The sequence below is a fragment of the Bartonella sp. W8167 genome (genome assembly GCF_016100335.1).
Lineage (GTDB): Bacteria > Pseudomonadota > Alphaproteobacteria > Rhizobiales > Rhizobiaceae > Bartonella > Bartonella apis.
Genome location: NZ_JACFSQ010000002.1, coordinates 385181 through 407861 on the forward strand (window position 1 = coordinate 385181; position 22681 = coordinate 407861).

The 22681-nt window shown below is 45.2% G+C and carries 18 protein-coding genes; 5 read left to right on the forward strand and 13 right to left on the reverse strand.

The features are described from left to right. Positions 1 to 52 precede the first annotated feature (52 nt). The gene (locus H3V12_RS08350; protein WP_075915326.1) at positions 53 to 1504 is read right to left on the reverse strand and encodes an amino acid permease; all 1452 of its coding nucleotides are present in this window, start codon (positions 1502 to 1504) and stop codon (positions 53 to 55) included. A 218-nt stretch (positions 1505 to 1722) separates the two neighbouring features. Continuing rightward, on the reverse strand, positions 1723 to 2259 hold the full coding sequence (infC, locus tag H3V12_RS08355; protein ID WP_075869563.1) for a translation initiation factor IF-3: 537 nt from the start codon (positions 2257 to 2259) through the stop codon (positions 1723 to 1725). Positions 2260 to 2553: 294 nt separating this feature from the next. On the opposite strand from infC, the gene H3V12_RS08360 reads away from it, so the two are divergent. Together H3V12_RS08360 and H3V12_RS08365 are read left to right on the forward strand one after the other, a co-directional pair. Next, on the forward strand, positions 2554 to 3327 hold the full coding sequence (locus H3V12_RS08360) for an alpha/beta hydrolase (RefSeq protein ID WP_198214297.1): 774 nt from the start codon (positions 2554 to 2556) through the stop codon (positions 3325 to 3327). Positions 3328 to 3644: 317 nt separating this feature from the next. Next, entirely contained in the window at positions 3645 to 4331 is a 687-nt protein-coding gene (locus H3V12_RS08365) for a SprT family zinc-dependent metalloprotease (protein ID WP_246787529.1), read from the forward strand. A gap of 173 nt (positions 4332 to 4504) precedes the next feature. On the opposite strand, the gene tenA is transcribed toward H3V12_RS08365, so the two are convergent. From tenA to H3V12_RS08400, 7 genes are all read right to left on the reverse strand, one after another. Beyond that, entirely contained in the window at positions 4505 to 5182 is a 678-nt protein-coding gene (gene tenA, locus H3V12_RS08370; RefSeq protein WP_198214299.1) for a thiaminase II, read from the reverse strand. Then, entirely contained in the window at positions 5182 to 5577 is a 396-nt protein-coding gene (locus tag H3V12_RS08375) for an MliC family protein (RefSeq protein ID WP_075913720.1), read from the reverse strand. Before H3V12_RS08375 ends, tenA begins: the two co-directional genes overlap by 1 nt. Positions 5578 to 5748: 171 nt before the next feature. Continuing rightward, a complete protein-coding gene (locus H3V12_RS08380; RefSeq protein ID WP_198214300.1) occupies positions 5749 to 6459 on the reverse strand; it encodes a L,D-transpeptidase in 711 nt (236 codons plus the stop codon). A 116-nt stretch (positions 6460 to 6575) separates the two neighbouring features. After that, complete coding sequence (locus H3V12_RS08385) at positions 6576 to 7745, reverse strand: M20 aminoacylase family protein (protein WP_198214301.1); 1170 nt, start codon at positions 7743 to 7745, stop codon at positions 6576 to 6578. Between the two features lie 342 nt (positions 7746 to 8087). Further along, positions 8088 to 9251: a M20 aminoacylase family protein gene (locus tag H3V12_RS08390; RefSeq protein WP_198214302.1), complete on the reverse strand. Its 1164-nt coding sequence runs from the start codon at positions 9249 to 9251 to the stop codon at positions 8088 to 8090. A 69-nt stretch (positions 9252 to 9320) separates the two neighbouring features. Beyond that, positions 9321 to 10505 carry a M20 aminoacylase family protein gene (locus tag H3V12_RS08395; RefSeq protein ID WP_198214303.1) on the reverse strand — a complete coding sequence of 395 codons (1185 nt, stop codon included), beginning with the start codon at positions 10503 to 10505 and terminating at the stop codon, positions 9321 to 9323. A gap of 20 nt (positions 10506 to 10525) precedes the next feature. Further along, positions 10526 to 11830: an MFS transporter gene (locus H3V12_RS08400; RefSeq protein WP_198214304.1), complete on the reverse strand. Its 1305-nt coding sequence runs from the start codon at positions 11828 to 11830 to the stop codon at positions 10526 to 10528. Between the two features lie 172 nt (positions 11831 to 12002). Here H3V12_RS08400 and dapE point away from each other — a divergent pair, with 172 nt between their 5' ends. Beyond that, the gene (gene dapE / locus H3V12_RS08405) at positions 12003 to 13178 is read left to right on the forward strand and encodes a succinyl-diaminopimelate desuccinylase (protein WP_198214305.1); all 1176 of its coding nucleotides are present in this window, start codon (positions 12003 to 12005) and stop codon (positions 13176 to 13178) included. A gap of 233 nt (positions 13179 to 13411) precedes the next feature. Here the strand turns inward: dapE and dnaJ are convergent, their stop codons facing one another. Continuing rightward, the gene (gene dnaJ, locus H3V12_RS08410) at positions 13412 to 14572 is read right to left on the reverse strand and encodes a molecular chaperone DnaJ (protein WP_198214306.1); all 1161 of its coding nucleotides are present in this window, start codon (positions 14570 to 14572) and stop codon (positions 13412 to 13414) included. Positions 14573 to 14774: 202 nt separating this feature from the next. Beyond that, the gene (gene dnaK, locus H3V12_RS08415) at positions 14775 to 16697 is read right to left on the reverse strand and encodes a molecular chaperone DnaK (protein ID WP_075869551.1); all 1923 of its coding nucleotides are present in this window, start codon (positions 16695 to 16697) and stop codon (positions 14775 to 14777) included. Positions 16698 to 17245: 548 nt separating this feature from the next. On the opposite strand from dnaK, the gene H3V12_RS08420 reads away from it, so the two are divergent. Next, a complete protein-coding gene (locus H3V12_RS08420; protein ID WP_198214307.1) occupies positions 17246 to 17551 on the forward strand; it encodes a hypothetical protein in 306 nt (101 codons plus the stop codon). 486 nt (positions 17552 to 18037) lie between these two features. Here H3V12_RS08420 and H3V12_RS08425 read toward each other — a convergent pair whose 3' ends face one another. Next, the gene (locus tag H3V12_RS08425) at positions 18038 to 18886 is read right to left on the reverse strand and encodes an LOG family protein (RefSeq protein WP_198214308.1); all 849 of its coding nucleotides are present in this window, start codon (positions 18884 to 18886) and stop codon (positions 18038 to 18040) included. Between the two features lie 98 nt (positions 18887 to 18984). On the opposite strand from H3V12_RS08425, the gene dapD reads away from it, so the two are divergent. Next, positions 18985 to 19833, forward strand: a complete 849-nt coding sequence (dapD, locus tag H3V12_RS08430; RefSeq protein ID WP_198214309.1) for a 2,3,4,5-tetrahydropyridine-2,6-dicarboxylate N-succinyltransferase — start codon at positions 18985 to 18987, stop codon at positions 19831 to 19833. Positions 19834 to 20758: 925 nt separating this feature from the next. On the opposite strand, the gene lepA is transcribed toward dapD, so the two are convergent. Beyond that, on the reverse strand, positions 20759 to 22564 hold the full coding sequence (gene lepA, locus H3V12_RS08435; RefSeq protein WP_198214310.1) for a translation elongation factor 4: 1806 nt from the start codon (positions 22562 to 22564) through the stop codon (positions 20759 to 20761). Positions 22565 to 22681: the final 117 nt, after the last annotated feature.

Below are 22681 nucleotides of genomic sequence, written 5' to 3' on the forward strand. Positions count from 1 at the left end.
AATATAATACCTAGAACGATTATAAGATAGAAATGTTCAACAAAAAACACCCTCATGATGGATCAGTCACGGAAATGTGACGGGCTATGTTACTCTTTCTGTATCCGTAACAAAAATAGAACACGATTCCAATGAGGTTCCACAAGAGAAAATAGAACTGGGTTTTCGAAGGCAGGCTGAAAAACAGATAAATACACCCGATTGCACTCACCGGCCCGACAATCCATACGAAAGGTGTTTTGAATTTTCTGGGAATATCTGCCGCAGTTTTACGCAAGACAACAAGACAAATACCGACAGAGGTAAAGGCGACCAACGTTCCGGCATTGGCCAATGCCGCGATTTCATCAAGACGGAAAAGCCCGGCAATGGCAGCAATGATTATCGCTGTGAAAATTGTTGTCGTAACCGGCGTACCGGTTTTTGCACTGACGCGAGAAAGGAAACCAGGAAGGGTTCCATCACGTCCCATAACAAAAAATATGCGCGTCTGACCGTAAAAGAATGCTAATAAAACAGTTGGCAAGGCCACGACAGCAGCAATACCGATGATACCGGCAATACTATTGGAATTGAGACTACGCAAAATATGTGCAAGTGGCTCCTCGCTATGGGAAAATGCCGTGTAATGAAGTGCTCCCACTGCGCCGAGACCGACGAGAACATAAATAATGATACAGACGATCAGCGAACCGACAATGCCGATAGACAGATCACGACGTGGTTGCTTGGTTTCTTCAGCAGCCGTTGCAATTGTATCAAAACCATAGAAGGCGAAAAATATAATAGCGGCCGCAGCCATAACACCGCGTTCGACGCCATCAGGTGACATGACTTTGGAAAAGCCATTCGGCATGAAAGGATGAAGATTTTCAATATTGAAATGCGGCAGCGTAACAATAATGAAAAGCACAAGAGCTGCTATCTTGATAAGAACAAGGAACAAATTCAACGTTGCACTTGCTTTGGTGCCAATAATCAACATGCCGGCAATAACGAAAACAATAAAAACTGCAGGAAGATTGACAAGCCCATGAAGTTGGGTTGCGGGATCAACAGAATTATAACCGGCTGTCAGCCAGAACGGCAGATGAATGCCGATGCCGTGCAAAAAACCTGTTGCATAGGCCGACCAGCCGACAGCAACAGTACTTACAACCAGTGAATATTCGAGAATAAGACTCCATCCGACAATCCAGGCAATCAGCTCTCCTAATGCAGCATAGGAATAAGTATAGGCTCCTCCGGCAAGCGGAATAAGGGTAGCAAGTTCGGCATAGGCAAATGCGGCACATGCACAAATAACACCTGCAATCACAAAGGATAACAGCACTGCCGGCCCTGCTCTATCGGCGCCAATGCCGATCAAAGTATAAATGCCGGTACCGACGATCCCTCCAACTCCCAAGGCAACAAGATGATGCCAACTTAATGTCGGAATGAGCTTACGCTCGTTATCCGAAGTTTGTTGAACAACCGGTTTACGTCTAAGCCATTCTGACACTCTATCTACTCCCTACTCCTACCGCCTTACAATGCTCTCAACAGATTGGAAGCATGTATCCCTTCACGGTATAAAACGCGAAACTCCAACTTTTTTGTTCTATAAATATAAAAATAAAATGCGATGTTTTTACTATTTCATTTATTGGCTAACAATTGCAACAAAAAAAGGTAATAAAAAAGCACCGTTATAAACGGTGCTTTTCAAATTCCATCGCTTTATTTGGGTGCGATGACCATCATCATCTGTCGCCCTTCAAGCTTAGGCTCGGCTTCCACTTTCGAAATACCGGACGTATCTACTTTTAAACGTTCAAGAAGTTGCATACCCAATTCCTGGTGGGCCATTTCACGGCCACGGAACCGAAGGGTAATCTTGACCTTGTCGCCACCTTCAAGAAATTTTGCGATCGCCTTCATCTTTACCCCGTAATCGTGAGTATCGATGTTCGGCCGCATCTTAATTTCTTTAATTTCCACGGTCTTCTGCTTTTTACGAGCTTCAGATGCTTTTTTCTGGTTCTGATATTTCAGTTTGCCAAGATCGATGATTTTACAAACCGGAGGTTCTGCATTGGGAACAATCTCTACAAGATCAAGACCAGCCTCTTCAGCCATTGCCAAAGCATCGTGCGTTGAAATAATCCCGTGATTATGCCCTTCATGATCAATAAGCTGTATACGAGGAATGCGAATATCCTGATTGGAACGCGGCCCATCTTTTGGGGTTGGCGTTGATTTAAACGGTCGGCGAATGGTCGGTTCTCCCTATAATAGTTTCAATTCTTCAGCCTTGACATAAGCTATCCGTTAAAAATAGGCGGGGTGACTTGATAGAACAAAGTTTCCTCGCCGGATATATGTTTTATATCCGGATAAACTTATATCTTCTCTGTCATATACAAATTGACGTTTGAAAACAACCGAAATGCTAGGCTTTTAACGAATTTGCCGTGAAAGAGCTATTAAGGGTTTAAGTTCGCAAATTTCCGGTTAGAATAAAACTGTTCGAAATAAATCCGGGCTTTCAAACTTTGCAAGGAGTTTTTTATGGAAAATGGTGATCTTGAATTTCTGACTGTAGGCCATCAAAAACTCGCTATTCGCGCGTTGAAGGGGAGTAAACATCCCGGCTTGATGTGGTTGCCCGGTTACCGTTCACATATGATGGGCGGCAAAGCTCTTGCATTGAACGAATTTGCAAAAAGCAACGATTATCCTTTTTTACGTTTTGATTATTCGGGAACTGGCGAATCAGAAGGTGATTTCCATCAGGGCAGTATTTCCAAATGGTTGGAAGAAAGCCTGATACTTTTTGAAAAATTTTGCCAAGGACCGCAAATTATTGCCGGCTCGTCAATGGGTGGTTGGATCGCGCTTCGCATGGCACAAATTCTCGCAAAAAAAAACATCCCGCTTGCCGGTTTGTTACTTTTGGCACCTGCTCCGGATTTTACGCGCGATCTTGTTCGCCCTCAAATGACAGATGAACAGAAAAAGGAACTTGATAAACAGGGCTTTTTTGAAGTTCCTTACGAAAAGGATATGGATCCCGTACCTTTTACAAAAATTTTCCTTGATGACGGGGATAAAAATCTGGTTATGGAAGGGCTCATTGATATCAACTGTCCCGTTCACATCATACAGGGAATGGCCGATAATGAAGTTCCTTTTCAACACACGCTCGAACTTGTCGAACATCTTCCGTTCAATAATGTCACGCTGACGTTGGTTAAAGACGGCGAACATCATCTTTCAAGACCCGAAGATATTGCTATAATTCTGGATGGTTTGAAGATGTTGATAGAAAATCACGACCACTGAAAACAATGTTTTGATGATCAAACGGAAAATCCGGCCGGTTTTCTAATCGGCAAAATCCCGTTAACAACGGAAAAGCAAATTGGCGAGAATTGCCGTGAAAATTGTTTGTCTTCAAAATTAACAAATTGAATGCAAAACAAAAATTCGCCGAATGTTTTTGGAGTGAATTTATAGCAAATCTTTCCATGATATTTTTACCTATCTCTTCAAAAAATGCTTTTTGTTATTAAATAAAGGCCATGTTTTTTCCCAAGCCTCGCACTCACTATTTTGAACCAGAAAAATTACAGCTGACGCTGCAATTGTCGGATCGTGCCTTGCCGCTTACGATTGTAACAAGCGCTCGAGCAAAAAGGCTGACATTGCGGATAGAAGCCGGTGGAAAAGGCGTGCGTGCAACTATCCCGCCAAGAACATCTGAAGAAGAGGTCTTAAACTTCGTCGAGCGTTATAAAGGTTGGATAGAAAACCGCATTTCCCGTTTGCCTCCTCCACAGGAGGCACCGATGTTGAGAGCTGGTGCGGCCATACCTATCCTTGGTTATCCTTATGAAATTATTCATCAGGAAGGGCGCGGCAATGTCACTATTATTCAGAATGATAATGGCAAGGGCGGAAAAATCATTGTTTATGGTGATAGCCGGCATTTGCCGCGACACATCAGCGAAGCACTTAAGAAACAGGCTGCCCGCATTATCGGCCCGCTTGTCGAAAAACATAGTCAAACGGTCGGCCGCAAACCGGTTTCCATTCGCTATAAAGATACCAGAAGCCGCTGGGGGTCTTGCTCGGCCGACGGTCATTTGTCGTTTTCATGGCGCATTGTCATGGCACCCTTGGGTGTCATTGATTATCTCGTTGCTCACGAGACTTCCCATCTTATAGAGATGAACCATGGCCCGAAATTCTGGGCGCTGTGCGAGAAACTGTGCCCTCGCGCAAAAGAATATAAGGCATGGCTCAAGCGCAATGGACAGGCACTTCATGCGATCGACTTCAAATAATTGATTGAAAAAACGCGATCATTGTTGCGGCCTTAAAAAAATCACCGTCTTCGCGGAAAGACGAGTCCGAATAGATTGAAATTGACGAAATACGTTGTTGATGTCACCTGCAAAATAACGTTGAAAAGCCGCGGATTCATTAAAACGCCAGCACCTTGGGGAATGCATAAAGGTTAGGCATCAAGCCCCATTTGCCAGAATTCGGTTTCAAGGCGGGTTGCCGTGTTGAAAATTTTGCTCAAGCGGTCAAAACGTTCTTTGCTGTTATCTGCCCCGGCAAGTTTATTGAAACTTTCAAGAAAAGACCGGACACCATTCAGATAGTCTTCGCTCTTATAATTATTGATCCATTCCGAATAGGGATTGCCTTTGAACACTGTTTTATCAGAGTTGACGAGATTAAGACCAATTTCGGCATAGCCTGCAACACAAGGTATCAAGGCCGTCATTAAATCAAGTCTATCGCCCGAATATCCGACATCCAGAACAAAACGGGTATAGGCAATGGTTTGAATTGCTTCTTCTGCCCGGCTCATCTCCTGTTCCGATATTCCCCACTTTTTTGCATAGGCAACATGAAGCGGCATTTCCTCTGCAATGGCTTTGAGCCCGTCAAGCGCCTCTGTGATATCGGAAATATTTGTAGATTTTGCTGCAAGAAGCGCATAGCCTCGGGAAAAATGAACAAGAAACAGATAGTCTTGCGTTAAAAACTTCCTGAAACATTTTTCATGCAGCGTTCCTGCAGCCAATTGGTTGACAAAAGGATGACAAGTATAAGCCTGCCATAATGCGCCCGCGTTTTTTCTCAATTGTCCAAAAGAACCTTGTTCGAAATCGGGTTTTTTCATTAATCCTCCTCTATATCTGCCTGACAGGACTGTAATACGACTTTATCTGTTTTTGACTGCTCGTTGTCTTTATAGGTCCCGTTGTCTTTATAGGTAAGGACTGCCTCATTACCCTTTATATGAAGGCGATAATTATCTTGTTCATCAACGGCAACAAAAAGTTTTCCTGGAAAAAGCTTATCCGGATTTTTAGGCTCCTCACGCATTGCGACCAATTTTCCATCAATGGCAACAACTGCATAATCGCGTTCTTTGTCTTTGATAAAGACAACCTGTAACGACACACCGCGCTCGCAAATATAGGTCTCATTATGTACGGACGGGTCTTGTGCATTGGCCGCAATAAAAGGGAATGCCAAAAACAAAGCAACCGTCACGAAAATCGTCTTCAACATTTTTCAGGACCTTTTAAACAGGATAATTTTTTGGAACTTTATGTGAGACCATCCGTTATGAAGGCACCGGGAACAAACCTGGTACCCCTGGGTGCCCGATAGAGTTGCCCCCGCTTGTCTAGGTCGGGCACCCGTTCTTCTCATTATACGCCTCCTCCCATATAATGAGCACTAACCTACTACAATCGGTGTTCCGACAGGAACCCGGTTGTAGAGGTCTATGATATCCTGGTTCATTAATCTGATACAACCTGAAGACATTGATAGTCCGATGGACCACCATTCCGGCGAGCCGTGGATTCTATAGCCGGTATCACGACCATTCTGATAGATATAAAGAGCACGCGCACCAAGCGGATTTGTCGGCCCCGGTTCCATGCCGTTACGATATTCGACAAGTTCGGGTTTTCTTCCGATCATTTCGGCAGGTGGTGTCCAGCGTGGCCATTCACGCTTGAATTGGACATTGGCACGCCCCGACCATTGGAAACCGGCAGCACCAATGCCTACGCCATAACGCAGAGCATCGCCATCCGGCTGGATAAAATAGAGGAAATGATCTTTCAGGCTAACAACAATGGTTCCAGGTGGTTCACCAGTCGGATTTGGTACAATCTGCCGTAAAAATTGTTTCGGAACCTTGTCATAAGGTATGGCGCTAAGCGTATAAGGACCTTCGTGAACGGCCGCATACATAACATCAGGTGAGGTAAAGCCTTTATCAATTCCGATCGGCGGGCGAGGAATTGAACCGGTGGTCATATTATTATAACCACTCCCCAAAATTCCGCTGCTGGTGCAGCCACTCAAAACCCCGATAAATGCTGTTCCGCTTCCAACAAGGAAAGTGCGACGAGACAAAGAGGGGCAAGATTTTTTCATAAAGTGCGTGAACTCATCTTCAAAAAGTTGCAATTCCGAACGGATTCAATTTCCGATAATTCCGTTCGACCGATATTCAACTTTTTCGATAATGCATAAGGATGGTTTCCGATTGGTTAATGCTGTTTTAAAACTGCTTCCACAAGTGCACACCAGAAAATTGCTCCGTCTATAAGATTGCGATCGTCGAAATTATAGTGTGGACTATGTAGACTTGCACTGTCGCCATTACCGAGAAAGAAAAATGCTCCCGGACAGGCTTGCAGCATAAAGGCGAAATCCTCGCTTACAGTGGTTGGCATCTCGTTTTGGACGATTTTATCAGCTCCCAATCTCTGTTTTGCAATATCAAGAGCAAAATCGCTATATTCAGCATGATTGACTAACGCCGGAACCAACCGGTCATATTGCACAGAAGCGCGCGCTCCGAAACTTTGCGCCTGCGCTTCAACGATTTTTTTGATCCGGTCTTCAACAAGATTTTGAATATCTGCTGAAAAACTACGCACCGTTAGTGAAATTGTCACACTATCCGGAATGATATTGAATGCTTCACCGCCATGTATCGAGCCGGTTGATATAATCGCCGAATGAAGTGGCGGAACATTCCGCGCGACGATGGTTTGTAATGCTATGACGATCGAAGACGCAACAATAATAGGGTCGATTGCAGTTTCAGGGCGGGCTCCATGACCACCTTTTCCATAAATTACAATTGTTACGGCATCGACAGAGGCCATCATGGCACTTTTGGTAAATTGTATTTTACCTTGTTCCAATCCCGGCCAATTATGCAGTCCATAAACAGCATCACAAGGAAATCTTTCAAACAATCCGTCTTTAATCATAGCCTTTGCTCCGGCACCGATTTCTTCAGCCGGTTGAAAAATAAGATGCACTGTTCCGTCGAAATTCCTTGTAACGGCCAAAGCACGTGCAGCTGTAAGAAGTGTTGTCGTATGGCCGTCATGGCCACATGCATGCATCACTCCTTGATTTTTACTGGCATATTCCAGATCTGTTTCTTCTTTTATCGGCAAAGCGTCCATATCGGCACGAATACCGATAGACTTTTCTCCATTGCCATTTTTCAATGATGCGACAATACCGTTTCCACCGACGTGACGTGTGACTTTATAACCGTATTGTTCGAGAAGTTCGCCTACACGAGCCGATGTTACCGTTTCCTTTCCCGACAATTCCGGATTTTTATGCATAGCATGCCGGAATGCTGTCATTTCCGGCAAATAGGAGAGAATCAAATTTTCAATTGATTTGTCAGCCATCTTTCCTGTCCCCGTTGATCATCTTGCCTATTATGGATTTTGCAAAAGGTGATTATCAAGAAATGGCCAACCAAGTTTTCTTTTTGCCGCGCTATTTTTTTCTTCTTAACCGAAGTTTCCGGCTATGTTGCTGTTTAAAAAATCCGGTCGATTGCGATTGCGGTTAAAACACGTCAAAAATAATTTTCTCGAATAAAAAACCCGCCTGTTTTGGAAATATGCCGATCGGCTTTTTTTAAACAGACGGGTAAATAATGTTGATAAGCTGGTCTTTTCGGCTGGATGCAATGAATAATCATTGAATATCCGGGCCGGAAAAAAGCAACTTAAGATCTAAATTCTTCAAGCTTTGGCAAGATATTTCTCAACCAGTGCACCCCAGAGACTTGCACCGACAGCAATGCCTTCATCATTGAAATTGTAATGTGGCGTATGTAGACCCGAGCTATCACCATTACCCATAATAATGTATGCGCCCGGTACTTTTTGCAGCATATAGGAAAAATCCTCGCTCGGGGTCAACGGCTCGGCATTCTCGACAACGTTTTCGTCACCGACAACGTCTCTTGCAACGCCTAAAGCAAAGTCGATTGCATCCGCATCATTTACTGTAACGGGATAACCACGCTCGTAATTGATAATGGCTTCTGCGCCATAGCTTTCAGCCTGTGATTTGGCGATTTTACAAATCCGTTCCTGTAGAAGGTCACGAACTTTTGCCGAGAAACAACGGATCGTCAGATCCATCTTCACTTCATCAGGAATAATATTGGAAACGCTGCCGCCCTGAATCTTGCCAACCGTAACAAGTGCAGCCTCAAGCGGGGGAACGTTACGGGAAACAACTGTCTGCAAGGCCATAACGATAGAAGAGGCTGCAACAATCGGATCAATTGTGGTTTCCGGCCGTGCACCATGACCACCTTTACCGTGCACTGTAATATAAGCAGTATCGACTGAAGCCATCATCGGCCCCTTGGTAAAGCGCAATGTTCCGGCAGGAAAGCCCGGCCAGTTATGAAGCCCATAAATACGGTCACAAGGGAATTTTTCAAACAGACCGTCTTCAATCATGGCTTTACCGCCACCATAATTTTCTTCAGCCGGCTGAAAAATAACGCGAACTGTGCCATCAAAATTCTTTGTCTCGGCGAGATAACGGGCAGCTGTCAGCAGGGTTGTTGTGTGTCCGTCATGTCCGCAGGCGTGCATGACACCTTCGTTCTTGCTGGAATATTCAAGATTTGTTTCTTCCGAAATCGGTAGCGCATCCATATCGGCACGGATACCGATGATTTTTTTGCCGTTTCCGACCTTCAATGTTCCTACAATACCGGTTTTTCCGATGCCGCGAGTGACTTCGAAACCCCACTTTTTCAAAAGCGCGGCAACTTTATCACCCGTTTGATGTTCGTGATAGCCAAGCTCCGGATTCTGATGGATCGAATGGCGTAATTCGATCATTTCATCGATCGTTTTATTAATATGTTCGCGAATATGATTCATTATCTTTTCTTTCTAGCACGCGTTTTCTGAATGAGCCTTGTGCAAATTTTCGTCCGGCTCAAGTCGGAATTAACGCAAATATGTTTCCACCAACTTGACCCAATAACAACCACCCAATGGGATCAAATCGTCGTTAAAATTATAATTCGGACTATGAAGGGACGCACTTTCACCATTGCCGATCAAAAGATAGGATCCGCGCTTTGCCTGAAGCATAAAGGCGAAATCCTCGCTGACAGATGGAGGTGTCAATTGCGCATCAACCTTTTCTTTTCCGAAAGTATTACGCGCAACGCCGACGGCAAAATCGGTTTCTTCCTTGTGATTGAAAAGCATCGGGTAAAGCCGATGATAATTTACCTCTGCCGTGGCGCCGAAGCTTTCTGCCTGGGATTTTACCAGTTTTTCTATGCGGTTTTCCAGCAAATCGCGCACATCCGCGCTGAAGCAGCGTACGGTGAGCTCCATCTCGGCTGTGTCCGGAATGACATTATTGGCAAAGCCGGCATGAAAACTTCCCACTGTTATGATAGCAGCTTCAAGCGGTGGCACATTACGTGAAACGATTGTTTGCAATGCTGTAACAATGGCAGCTCCCGCTGCAATCGGGTCAATAGCCTTTTGTGGAACAGCTCCATGCCCCCCCTTGCCAATAACGCGGATTGATACATTGTCGCTTGCAGGCATAAACGGGCCACTATTAACCGCAATTTTTCCTGCAGGAAGATCCGGCCAATTGTGCATTGCATAAACAGCATCACATGGAAATTTTTCAAACAGACCATCGTCGATCATGGCCTGCGCACCGGCAAATCCTTCTTCCGCAGGTTGAAAAATCACATTGACAGTGCCGTTGAAATTTTTAGTCTCTGCGAGATATCTCGCAGCCGTCAACAACATGGTTGTGTGCCCGTCATGGCCACAAGCGTGCATTTTTCCTTCGTTTGTGCTCGAATATTCAAGATTGGTCAGTTCATGGATGGGAAGAGCATCAAAATCAGCCCGCAAGCCAATCGAGTTTTTACCATTTCCTACCTTCAACCGTCCGACAACACCGGTTTTTCCGATGCCGGTTTGAACTTCATAACCCCATTTTCTTAGCAGCTTTGCAACAATATCTGCCGTGCGGTGTTCCTCGTAAGCGAGCTCCGGATGGGAATGAAGGTCGTGTCTCAAGGCCACCATTTCCGGCAAATATTTGGAAATCGCACCGAAAAGCTTTTCGCTTTCCGGTGAAACTTTTTCACTCTTCATTATAAGTCTCCTGATAGCGCCTAGATATTATAACGCTTCTCGTCGAAGAGGGCCAATGCGATAGCTCCGATAACCAGAGAAGTCCCGAGATACCAGAACGGCGCCATGTTGTTGCTATTCGAATACTTCAACAGAAGTGTCACGATCATTTGCGCTGTGCCACCGAAGATCGAAACCGAAAAAGCGTAGATAACCGCAGTCGCTGTTGCACGGATTTTTTGCTCGAACGCCTCCATAACCATCAAAACAGAAAATGTTAAAATGAGTCCGAGGCACCCGACCGCTATAGTGTGGAAAATAAGAAATATGCCGATATGCGAAACAAAGCGGAAAGCAAAATATGACGAAATGAACGCGACCGCGATAATGATAATGCCGCCAACTTTGCGTCGTTCGAGCTTGTCACACAAGAAACCGGAAGCAAAAGTGGTTATGAGCACAATAACGCTTGCGTAACTTGATATCAGAAACGCGGTAGAACTGTTGATGTCGGTTACCGTTTTCAGATAATTCGGCATATAGAAAACCAGAATATACATCAAAGCGGTGACGGGAAGGATAAAGAAAATCCCTAAAATTGTCTGTTTTCCGTGCTGCGTTATCAGCTCTTTAAACGGGTGTGTTGTTTTGTTTTCGACAACCGGTGCTTTGAATGTTTCACAAATATGCGCCCGGATATAAAGGCCGACCGGTATTATAACCAATGCAAAGATGAATGGAACACGCCAGCCCCAGCTGTGCATTTGTTCGGGCGTTAAAAAGCCCATCAAACCTGCTGCAAAGAGCGAACCGGTTAAAGAGCTCAAACCCTGGCCGAAAAACTGCCAGCTCACAAAAAATCCACGTTGGTTACGATCGGCTGATTCCATCAACAATGTTGTAGCGGCACCGATTTCTCCACCTGCCGAAAAGCCTTGCAACAAACGACCAAGAACAATGAGGATCGGTGCTACAACTCCGATTGATGTATAAGGCGGAGCAAATCCGATGATAGCGCTGCCACATGCCATGAGAATAATCGTGAGCAACATGGCTGCTTTGCGCCCATGCCGGTCAGCATAAGACCCGATCACAATCGAACCGAGTGGACGCATCACAAAACCGACACCAAAAACCGAAACTGAAATTAACAGCGAGATAAGTGGATCACCCGAGTTGAAGAAAACATTGCCGATAATTGCAGCAAAGAAACTGTAAACGGTAAAATCGAAAATCTCGAGAAAGTTTCCGATACCTGCTGCAACAATCAATTTTGTTTTGTTGCCAACAGGATTTAGGGCAATATCACCCCCGCCATTATCAGGCGTATCGATTAATCCGGCCATAACTGATATCCCTTGATTTTTCCCCTACTGAATGTTTTTTATTCGCCCAAAGAAATTCGGGTATGTAATTTCTTTAGCATCCTATTGAAAATATTAACAATATATTTTCTTAATTATTATGATATCGGTTAATAACTATTGCCGATAAGTTTTCAAACAAAGGACAATCGCTGTGCTGTCACTCAAGGATCCGGTCGCTTTAACGCAGGCACTCATCAGATGTGCGTCGGTAACACCACAAGAAAACGGAGTTCTTGAAACCGTCCAATTGTGGCTCGAAGCTATGGGATTTTCTGTGGAAAGACCGGTTTTCACAGATAAAGACACACCTGATGTTGAAAACCTTTATGCCAGAATCGGCAAAGGAGGGAAAAACCTTGCTTTTGCCGGACATACAGATGTTGTACCGACAGGCGAACCTCGATTATGGCGTCATCCGCCATTTTCCGGCATCATTGAAGAGGGTAAAGTTTTCGGGCGGGGCGCTGTGGATATGAAAGGCGGGGTTGCAAGCTTTATTGCAGCACTCGCACGCTATCTCGAAAGCAATAAACTTGAAGACAGTATCAGCCTTATTATCACCAATGATGAGGAAGGTCCCGGAATCAACGGCACAATCAAACTTCTGAACTGGGCAAAAACAAAGGGTGAAAAATGGGATGCGGCAATTGTCGGTGAACCGACGAATCCCGACCGTTTGGGCGATATGATAAAAATTGGGCGACGTGGTTCACTTTCCGGTATCATTACCGTCGTTGGGCATCAAGGCCATGTTGCCTACCCTGAACGAGCAGCCAATCCACTCGATCTTGTTGTAAAATTATGCGAAGCGCTTAAAAATCCGGTTATAGACACGGGAAGCGAAAATTTCGAACCGAGCAATCTCGAAATAACAACCATTGACACGGGAAATCCGGCGACCAACGTCATTCCGCAACAAACTATTATCCGCTTCAATGTGCGTTACAACGATAATTGGACCGCCGAAACCTTGAAACAGGAAATAAAAAAGCGGCTTAACTCGGTAAAAATTGAAAAAACAGGAAAATTTGTTCCGACATTCAAAATCGATTGGGTTATAAGCCCCGGTGGCGTTTTCTTAACAAAGAATGATGAGCTCGTCGGGTGCTTGAGCAAAGCGATCAAATCGGTTACCGGACGCACGCCTGAATTATCAACCTCCGGCGGCACATCGGATGCCCGTTTTATAAAAGATTATTGTCCCGTCGTTGAATTCGGGCTCGTAGGGAAAACCATGCATATGGTCGATGAATGTGTAGCAACCGATGATCTTGAAGCACTGACAAAAATTTACGAAAATTTCTTGAAAGCGTTTTTCCAATCCTGAAAAATTAGCCAAATTTCCGGATAAACGACAGACAAAACAGACAGCAGTTAAAAAACCGCTTTTCAAAGTAGCTTCCTGCTTTTCAAAATTGCGTTGAAATTAGCGAGCTTGGCTTTACATACATGTCCTAGCGGCTCGTTTAAAATGGTTGATCGCTTGAAGGGTCTTCCAACCGAACAATAATGCCCTTTAACAGCTCTCAAGACGACACAAGGCGAGCCGACTTTACCAATCTAGCTTTTCGGTGTGGTATTATTGTTGCCAATACCTTCAAAGAACTCTTTCATACGGGCGAAAAAGCCATGTGACTGCGGCGAGTTTTCATCAACCGAAAGTTTTTCGAATTCTTCGAGAAGTTCACGTTGCCTTTTGCTCAGCTTTTGTGGCGTTTCGATTGCAACCTGAATATAAAGATCGCCCGTTGCCTGTTGGCGCAAAACAGGCATTCCTTTACCCTTCAGCCGGAACTGACGTCCATTTTGCGTGCCTTCCGGCACTTTGACGCGTGTTTTCAATCCATCAAGAGTTGAAACTTCAAAATCTCCGCCAAGAGCAGCAGTTGTCATCGAAATAGGAACACGACAATAAAGATCGGCACCATCGCGCTGGAAGAATTCATGCGGTTTGATAGACAGAAAAATATAAAGATCGCCAGCCGGTCCACCATGACTTCCGGCATCACCTTCTCCTGCCAGACGGATGCGTGTGCCATCTTCAATGCCGGCGGGAATATTGACAGTCAATGTGCGCTCTTCTTCGATGCGCCCCTGTCCATGACATTTTGGACAAGGATCCTTGATGGTTTCGCCGCGCCCTTGACATGTCGGGCAGGTTCTTTCAATCGAAAAGAATCCTTGGGCACTGCGAACTCTTCCTGTTCCACCACAGGTTGCACAGGGTTGCGGTTTCGAGCCTTTCTTGGCGCCGGATCCCGAACAAAGATCACAGGTGATCGAACCCGGCACCCTGATTTGCGCAGTTTTACCATGGTAAGCCTCTTCCAGAGTGACTTCCATATTGTAACTCAAATCGGCACCACGCTCTCGTCCATCGGCACGCTTGCGCCGTGCTCCACCCATCATTTCTCCAAAGAAATCCTCGAAAATATCGGAAAAACCGCCCGCAGCAAAACCACCGCGTCCGAATGGATTTCCATCACCGGCACCGCCATTTTCAAAAGCAGCATGGCCGAAACGATCATAAGCCGCACGCTTTTGCGGATCCTTTAAAACTTCATAGGCTTCGCCTATTTCTTTGAATTTTTGTTCCGCCTCTTTATCACCGGGGTTTCTGTCCGGATGATATCGCATGGCAAGTTTCCGAAATGCAGATTTGAGCGTTTTTTCATCGCATTCTCGTGAAACGCCCAATGTTTCATAATAATCAACTTTCATCGCTTATTCCTGCAGTTCCTCTGCCATTTATTGACGAGACGACATTTGCTATATTCAAAATTCGCTCGAACGATTGTCGCCGGTTTTAAAAAACCGTTGTCATTTTGGCTTTTATTGCGAGCATATTGGCTGTTTTATAACAAAGCCCGCCCTTTTGATAAAAGGTCGGGCTTTTTTCAATTTTACAAGGACATAAGATCAATTATTTCTTGTTCTTCTTATCGTTGTCGTCGACTTCTTCAAAATCGGCATCAACAACATCGTCGTCCTTATGCTCTTCTTTTGCAGCATCATGGGCTGCATCGGCTTCAGCTTGCGCCTTTGAAGCGGCATACATCGCTTCACCAAGTTTCATGCTGACTTCAGACAATTTCTTGGTTTTTTCAGGAAGACTATCAACATCATCCGACTCGATAGCTTTCTTGACATCCGCGATTGCAGCTTCAATTGCCGACTTGTCTTCAGCCGAGACTTTATCACCATAATCGGCAAGCGATTTCTCGGTCGTATGAACCAAAGCTTCCGCCTGATTCTTCGCCTCGACACCTTCACGCCGCTTCTTGTCATCGGCAGCATGGGCTTCAGCATCCTTGACCATCTTGTCGATATCGGCATCACTCAAGCCGCCAGAAGCCTGAATGCGGATCTGGTGTTCTTTACCAGTGCCTTTATCTTTTGCCGAAACACTGACAATGCCGTTGGCATCAATATCGAATGTAACTTCGATCTGCGGAACGCCACGTGGTGCCGGCGGAATGCCTACAAGGTCAAACTGGGCAAGCAACTTGTTATCAGCTGCCATCTCGCGTTCACCCTGGAAGACACGAATCGTCACAGCATTCTGATTATCTTCCGCAGTCGAGAAGGTCTGCGATTTCTTGGTCGGAATCGTTGTATTGCGTTCGATCAAGCGTGTGAAGACACCGCCCAATGTCTCGATACCCAAAGAAAGCGGTGTAACATCAAGCAACAGAACGTCCTTGACATCACCCTGCAAAACACCGCCCTGAATGGCAGCACCCATTGCAACAACTTCATCCGGGTTAACGCCTTTATGCGGATCCTTGCCAAAGAAAGTTTTTACAATTTCCTGAATCTTCGGCATACGGGTCATACCGCCAACGAGCACGACTTCGTCAATATCGCCAGCGCTCAAACCGGCATCCTTCAATGCAGCCTTACACGGATTAATCGTCCGTTGAACCAGATCATCAACCAATGACTCGAATTTTGCGCGGGTCAACTTCATGGTCAAGTGTTTAGGACCAGTTGCATCAGCAGTGATGAACGGCAAGTTGATTTCCGTTTGCTGCGAAGATGAAAGCTCGATCTTGGCTTTTTCAGAAGCTTCTTTCAAACGTTGCAAAGCAAGTTTGTCTTTTCTCAGATCAATGCCGTTTTCTTTTTCAAATTCTTCGGCAAGATAAGTGACAAGACGCATATCAAAGTCTTCACCGCCGAGGAATGTATCACCATTGGTCGATTTAACTTCAAAAACGCCATCGCCGATTTCGAGAACAGAAATATCGAACGTACCACCGCCCAAGTCATAAACGGCAATTGTCTTACCGTCTTTCTTGTCAAGGCCATAAGCCAAAGCAGCTGCCGTAGGCTCGTTAATGATACGCAAAACATCAAGACCGGCAATTTTACCGGCATCTTTGGTTGCCTGACGCTGGGCATCATTAAAATAGGCAGGAACTGTAATAACTGCCTGCTCGACTTTTTCGCCCAAATAGGATTCTGCCGTTTCCTTCATTTTCTGCAAGACCATTGCAGAAACCTGGGAAGGTGAATATTTCTTGCCTTCTACTTCAACCCAGGCGTCACCATTTTCCCCTTTTACAATTTTATAAGGAACAAGCTCTTTGTCCTTGGTAACCATCGGGTCGTCGAAACGACGGCCAATCAAACGCTTGACCGCAAAAATAGTGCCTTCAGGGTTGGTTACAGCCTGACGTTTAGCCGGCTGTCCAACAAGACGCTCGCCACCCTCTGCAAACGCTACAATAGAAGGTGTTGTGCGAGCACCTTCCGAATTTTCAATAACTTTTGCGTTTTTGCCGTCCATGACAGCCACGCAAGAGTTTGTCGTACCTAAATCAATACCGATTACTTTTGCCATATATCTACTCTCCATCCAGCAAGCTGTCGGGACCTCTACCGAGCATTCCCCAGACAGCTCCTTATCATATGAAAAGCTCGTAATGGCCACTCAAAAATCGGCAACCATAACGAACCTCGTTGACGCGTATATAAGGGCACCCCAATAGACGTGCAAGAGATGTTGGCAAGATTCATATGATAAAGCGTTTTTTTGATATTTTTTGATGGCTTCGGAGCTTTTTGGGCAGCCTAACTGCGAGATTATCCGTCTTTTATGTCACTTGAAGGTCATTTTTAACAGACAAAACTTGTCTGGTATAAAGCCGGCTCTAAAATTCCGACACAAATTCGAACGTATATGTGTGTAAAAAAAGAAGTACGACATTTGCAAATAAAACCCGATTATGTTTCTATACGAGTGTTACAAAGTAAATGCGCTCGTATAGCTTTGTAACTTGAATAAAGCACTGTCAGGGCCATTTCTTTATTGATAATTTAACGATAAGAGTAGAACCAAAGCGGTGTGATGACATGAAGCATCAACGCTTCAAAACAGGAGAAATGAAAATGAAAAAGATTCTTGCAGTCTCTTTGGCTGGCCTTTTGGCAGCAGGATCGATGGTATTGGCAGCTGAAGCCCGCAATGCTTCAGGTGACGGTTCAGTTGAAGATAGCTATGTAGAAGGCCAAAAGGAAAAGGCGCCGGAAGCTGACGTTCATCATGATCATGGTGGCAAAGCTGGCCGTCATTTTGGTGACGGTTCGCGTGAAGACACCTACGTACCGGGTGAAAAGAAAGATACACCTATGGACAAAACTGTCATTCAGGACGATGAAAAAGGTGAATCCGACGACGGCACACCGAGAAAATAATCCGGTTTTATGCGATAAAGCGAGGCGGGCTTTGACCCGCCTTTTTTAGTTTTTAAACGCGTTGCGACTTTTCAATTTTTAAACCGTTCTTCCGGCTGAAAAAACGTCCTTGAACGCGAAAAAATAATCTTCTCATTTTCTTTTTTCGGTTAAAAATTAAAAGACATGAAATTCGAAACATCTTTTCCTGACCAAGAGGCTTGAGGAAAACGGTGATTGCCGTGACCGGTTTGCGACTTATGAAGAATAATCAAACTGCTGATGCCCGAACTTTCAAACTAGGAAGTAAGAAAACTCGGAACCGATCGCCCTTCATTTTCAAAAGAAATGTCCCGCATCTTTTCCCGAAAACAGAAGTAACAAAATCTACTCGCGCATTTTAAAAGCTAAACTATCCCGACGACAATTTTCTTCTACACCGACCGAAAAGCCCCAAGGAAAAAATTGCTTTCAGGATGATGCATCGGACTTTCGGATTTTTATAGCTTACTGTTTATCCAGCTTATAAAATTCGCGAATAATCGCCCAACCTTCTTCGGCACTTTCAACATAATTGACGAGTTTCGCATCATCAGGTGAAATCGTCCCTTGTTCGGCAAGATAATCAAGATTGAGAACATTTCTCCAGAATTCACGGCCGAACATCAATATTGGTACACGTTTCATACGACCTGTCTGGATGAGTGTCAGAGATTCGAAAAATTCATCCAACGTACCAAAGCCGCCGGGAAATATTGCGATAACCTTTGCGCGCATAAGAAAATGCATCTTGCGCATCGCAAAATAATGGAAATCAAAACAAAGATTGGGCGTCACATAAGGATTAGGCGCCTGTTCATGAGGCAATACGATATTAAGCCCGATACTGGGAGCACCGACATCGGCCGCACCGCGGTTACCCGCTTCCATTACGCCCGGACCACCACCAGTTATGATGACAAATTCATGATGGTTGGAAGAAGCAGAATATTGCGAACAAAGTCGAGCAAATTTGCGTGCTTCGTCATAATAACGGGAGGCTTGTTCAAGATTTTTCTTCTGTTTCGAATTTTTTGCCGCACGTGCTTCTTTACCCGGTTCGGGAATACGGGCGCCACCAAATAGAACGACAGTCGATTTGATGCCATGCTCGACAAAACTGAATTCGGGCTTCATCAGTTCCAGACCGATTCGTACAGCACGTAACTCGCGCCGCATCATGAAATCTTCATCTACATAAGCAAGGCGATAGGCAGGTGAACGCGTTTGGGCGGTATCGGGAACTTCATGAACTTTGCGGGCATCCTCTTTCGAGTGTGGAAAAGGTGTCCAACCGTTTTTTTCGCCATTAGCCATTCAGGATCTTCCTTTTCATTGACCACAATTGTTTCTTGCATTAGGCCGGAGAGAATAAATGCTGATGCTTTCGACTTACTTAACGGAGACCTAATGCCATGACCAATCTGTCCCAACTGGAATCCATCATTGAAAAGGCGTTTGATGAACGCGAAAAAGTGAATATTTTGACAAAAGGGGAAATACGCGAGGGAGTTGACCATGTGCTCGACCTTCTCGACAAAGGAGAACTTCGCGTTGCCGAACGTGAAAATAATGGCAATTGGAAAGTTCACCAATGGTTGAAAAAGGCTGTGCTTTTGTCGTTCCGGCTTAATGCTATGGGACTTATTTCCGGCGGACCCGATCAATCAAACTGGTGGGACAAAGTGCCATCCAAATTCGACGGTTGGAACGCGGATAACTTCGAAAAAGCTGGCTTTCGTGCGGTACCGAATGCGATTGTGCGCCGTTCGGCCTATATTGCACCAAGTGTTGTTTTGATGCCCTCATTCGTCAATATCGGTGCTTATGTGGATGAAGGCACAATGGTCGATACATGGGCGACAGTCGGCTCATGTGCACAGGTTGGTAAACACGTTCACCTTTCCGGCGGCGCAGGCATCGGCGGTGTGCTTGAACCATTACAGGCCGGCCCGACAATTATCGAGGATAATTGCTTTATCGGCGCACGTTCCGAAGTCGTGGAAGGATGCATTGTCCGCGAAGGGGCTGTGCTTGGCATGGGTGTTTTCATTGGCAAATCAACAAAAATTGTCGACCGCGCAACCGGCGAAATTTCCTATGGCGAAGTACCGCCTTATTCGGTTGTTGTTGCAGGAACCATGCCCGGAAAACCGTTTCCGAATGGCGAACCCGGTCCTAATCTTTATTGCGCAGTCATTGTCAAACGGGTTGACGAAAGGACGCGCTCAAAAACATCGGTCAACGAACTTTTGCGCGACTGAAAGCGACTAAAAGTGCTGCCAAGCAAGCTAAAGCTCCCGTCTTTTCAAATGCATTGATAATGCCAAACCGAGAAAGGACGGGGAGAACCGATATCCGGCAAAATTCAACAAATTCATGACCATTCGGGCACCTCTATTGCCCGAATGCACAATCCATCTCAATCAATAATTGTCCGAAACAATAATTAAATGCAAAAACAGGTGAAGAGCCGGCTCGCGTCCTCACCCGTTTTTACATTGAAAGAGTGCAGCAGAGTATGCGGGGGTGTAACTCTGCTGCGCCGGGTCATGGTCATAAGAAAGACCAAAACCCAACTGGTTATCAGCCCCTTAAGGTCTGAAAAATCAAAACCTTGTGTGAAATTTTATGTGGCAAACTATTAATCGGCTTATTACCGGCCGTCAACTCCCAAAAGTGGATAATTATGTGAAATATTTTTAATCCGGCACTTTATGATTGAAACGGTCGATGCGACACAAAACAGAGATTGCATAGCTCGACATCCGGTCAAAATTGAAAAGCCGAAAACCAAGAAAATTGATAATCAAATCAATGATTTTTCAAAATACGAATCAACGTAGAATTGAATCGTCAGATCGTAAACGCACCTCTATCACCGCGTTTAAAAGATAAGATACATCAAACGCACGACTGATGGCAATTTCAAAAACGGGAACTTTAAAACCCTCATTCCGGCTAATCTTATCACTTGCAGATGGACGTGAAAATGAAGGTTTAGCGAGGAATCTTATTCCTGTTGATTGCAGCAACAAAAACGCCAATTACAAGAAGTTATAAGCTACTTTTCGATGTTTTCAGTGACCTTTGATTACGCGCATTTTCTATTTGTCTCACAAAGACCATATGGAATTCTTGTTGTTTTCACATACAACTTCCACATATGATCTTCGTGATACTGGGTGATCAATCGGTCATCTTCAAAGCCTGAATGAATGCTTCTTGAGGTATTTCCACCTTACCGAATTGGCGCATGCGCTTCTTGCCTTCTTTTTGTTTTTCAAGAAGTTTACGCTTACGGCTCACGTCGCCACCATAACATTTGGCCGTAACATCTTTACGCAATGCACGGATATTTTCACGCGCAATAATCTTGCCGCCAATAGCTGCCTGAATGGGAATCTGGAACATATGTTGAGGAATAAGTTCTTTCAATTTTTCGCACATTGAACGGCCGCGTTTCTCGGCTCCGGACCGGTGCACGAGAATAGAAAGTGCATCAACAGGTTCACCATTGACCAGAATACTCATTTTGACGAGATCACCTTCCCGATAATCGGTTACGTGATAATCGAAAGAGGCGTAGCCTTTGGAAATCGACTTCAAACGATCATAGAAATCGAATACGACCTCGTTGAGCGGCAGATCATAGGTGACCATCGCGCGTGTACCGACATAGGACAGGTCTACCTGAACCCCGCGACGATCCTGACAGAGTTTTAAAATTGAACCGAGATATTCATCCGGCGACATAATTGTGGCGCGTATCCACGGCTCTTCAATGGAAGCAATTTTAACAACATCAGGCATATCGGCCGGATTATGCAACTCTTTCACCGACCCGTCGGTCATATTGATGCGATAGACGACAGAAGGAGCCGTGGCAATAAGATCGAGGTTAAACTCGCGTTCAAGCCGTTCTTCAATAATTTCGAGGTGCAAAAGCCCTAAAAAACCGCAGCGGAAACCGAAGCCAAGAGCAGCGGAAGTTTCCATTTCATAAGAAAAACTGGCATCATTCAAACGAAGCTTGCCCATTGCAGCACGAAGATCGGCAAAATCATCCGCATCAACCGGAAAGAGCCCGCAGAAAACCACCGGTTGCGCGGGCTTGAACCCCGGCAAAGCATGGTCGCACGGACGATGATCTTCCGTAATTGTATCGCCGACGCGGGTATCCGCCACTTCCTTGATAGAAGCAGTAATGAAGCCTAATTCACCCGGCCCCAAGTCTTCAATCATCGCCATTTTAGGAGTGAAAACACCCACCCGCTCGACCGGATATTTTGCACCGGTGCCCATCATGCGGATTGTCTGGCCTTTTTTCAAAACCCCGTCGATCACACGCACAAGAACAATCACACCGAGATAGGCATCATACCAGCTATCGACCAGCATTGCTTTGAGCGGCTTGTTGAGATCACCTTCACGGGGGGCTGGCAGTTTATGGACAATAGCCTCAAGAACCTTGTCGACGCCCATGCCGGTTTTTGCGGAAATCTCTATTGCATCGCTTGCATCAATGCCGATCACTTCCTCGATTTGTTCTTTGACACGTTCAGGCTCGGCCGCAGGCAGATCAACCTTGTTGAGAACAACAACGATTTCGTGATTGTTGTCGATTGCCTGATAGACATTGGCCAGAGTTTGCGCTTCCACACCTTGCGAAGCGTCGACAACAAGAAGTGACCCTTCACAGGCAGCAAGAGAACGCGAAACCTCATAGGCAAAGTCGACATGGCCCGGTGTGTCGATCAGATTCAAAATGTAGGTTTCACCATTTTTTGCCTTATAATGGAGCCGCACCGTTTGTGCTTTGATGGTGATGCCACGTTCGCGCTCGATATCCATTGAATCGAGCACTTGTTCTTTCATTTCCCGCTGGGCAAGACCACCCGTCATCTGGATGAGCCGGTCAGCCAGAGTTGATTTTCCGTGGTCAATATGGGCCACGATGGAGAAATTCCGAATATGGTCGCGATCTACTGCCATGAAAAGCGATTTAGCAAGGAACGCAAAGAAACGCAAAGCCGAAATGAATGTTGGATAGCAAGTTTGCAGAAATCTTCTTCATTCCACAGACGAGCGCATAAACATTGCCCGATTTTT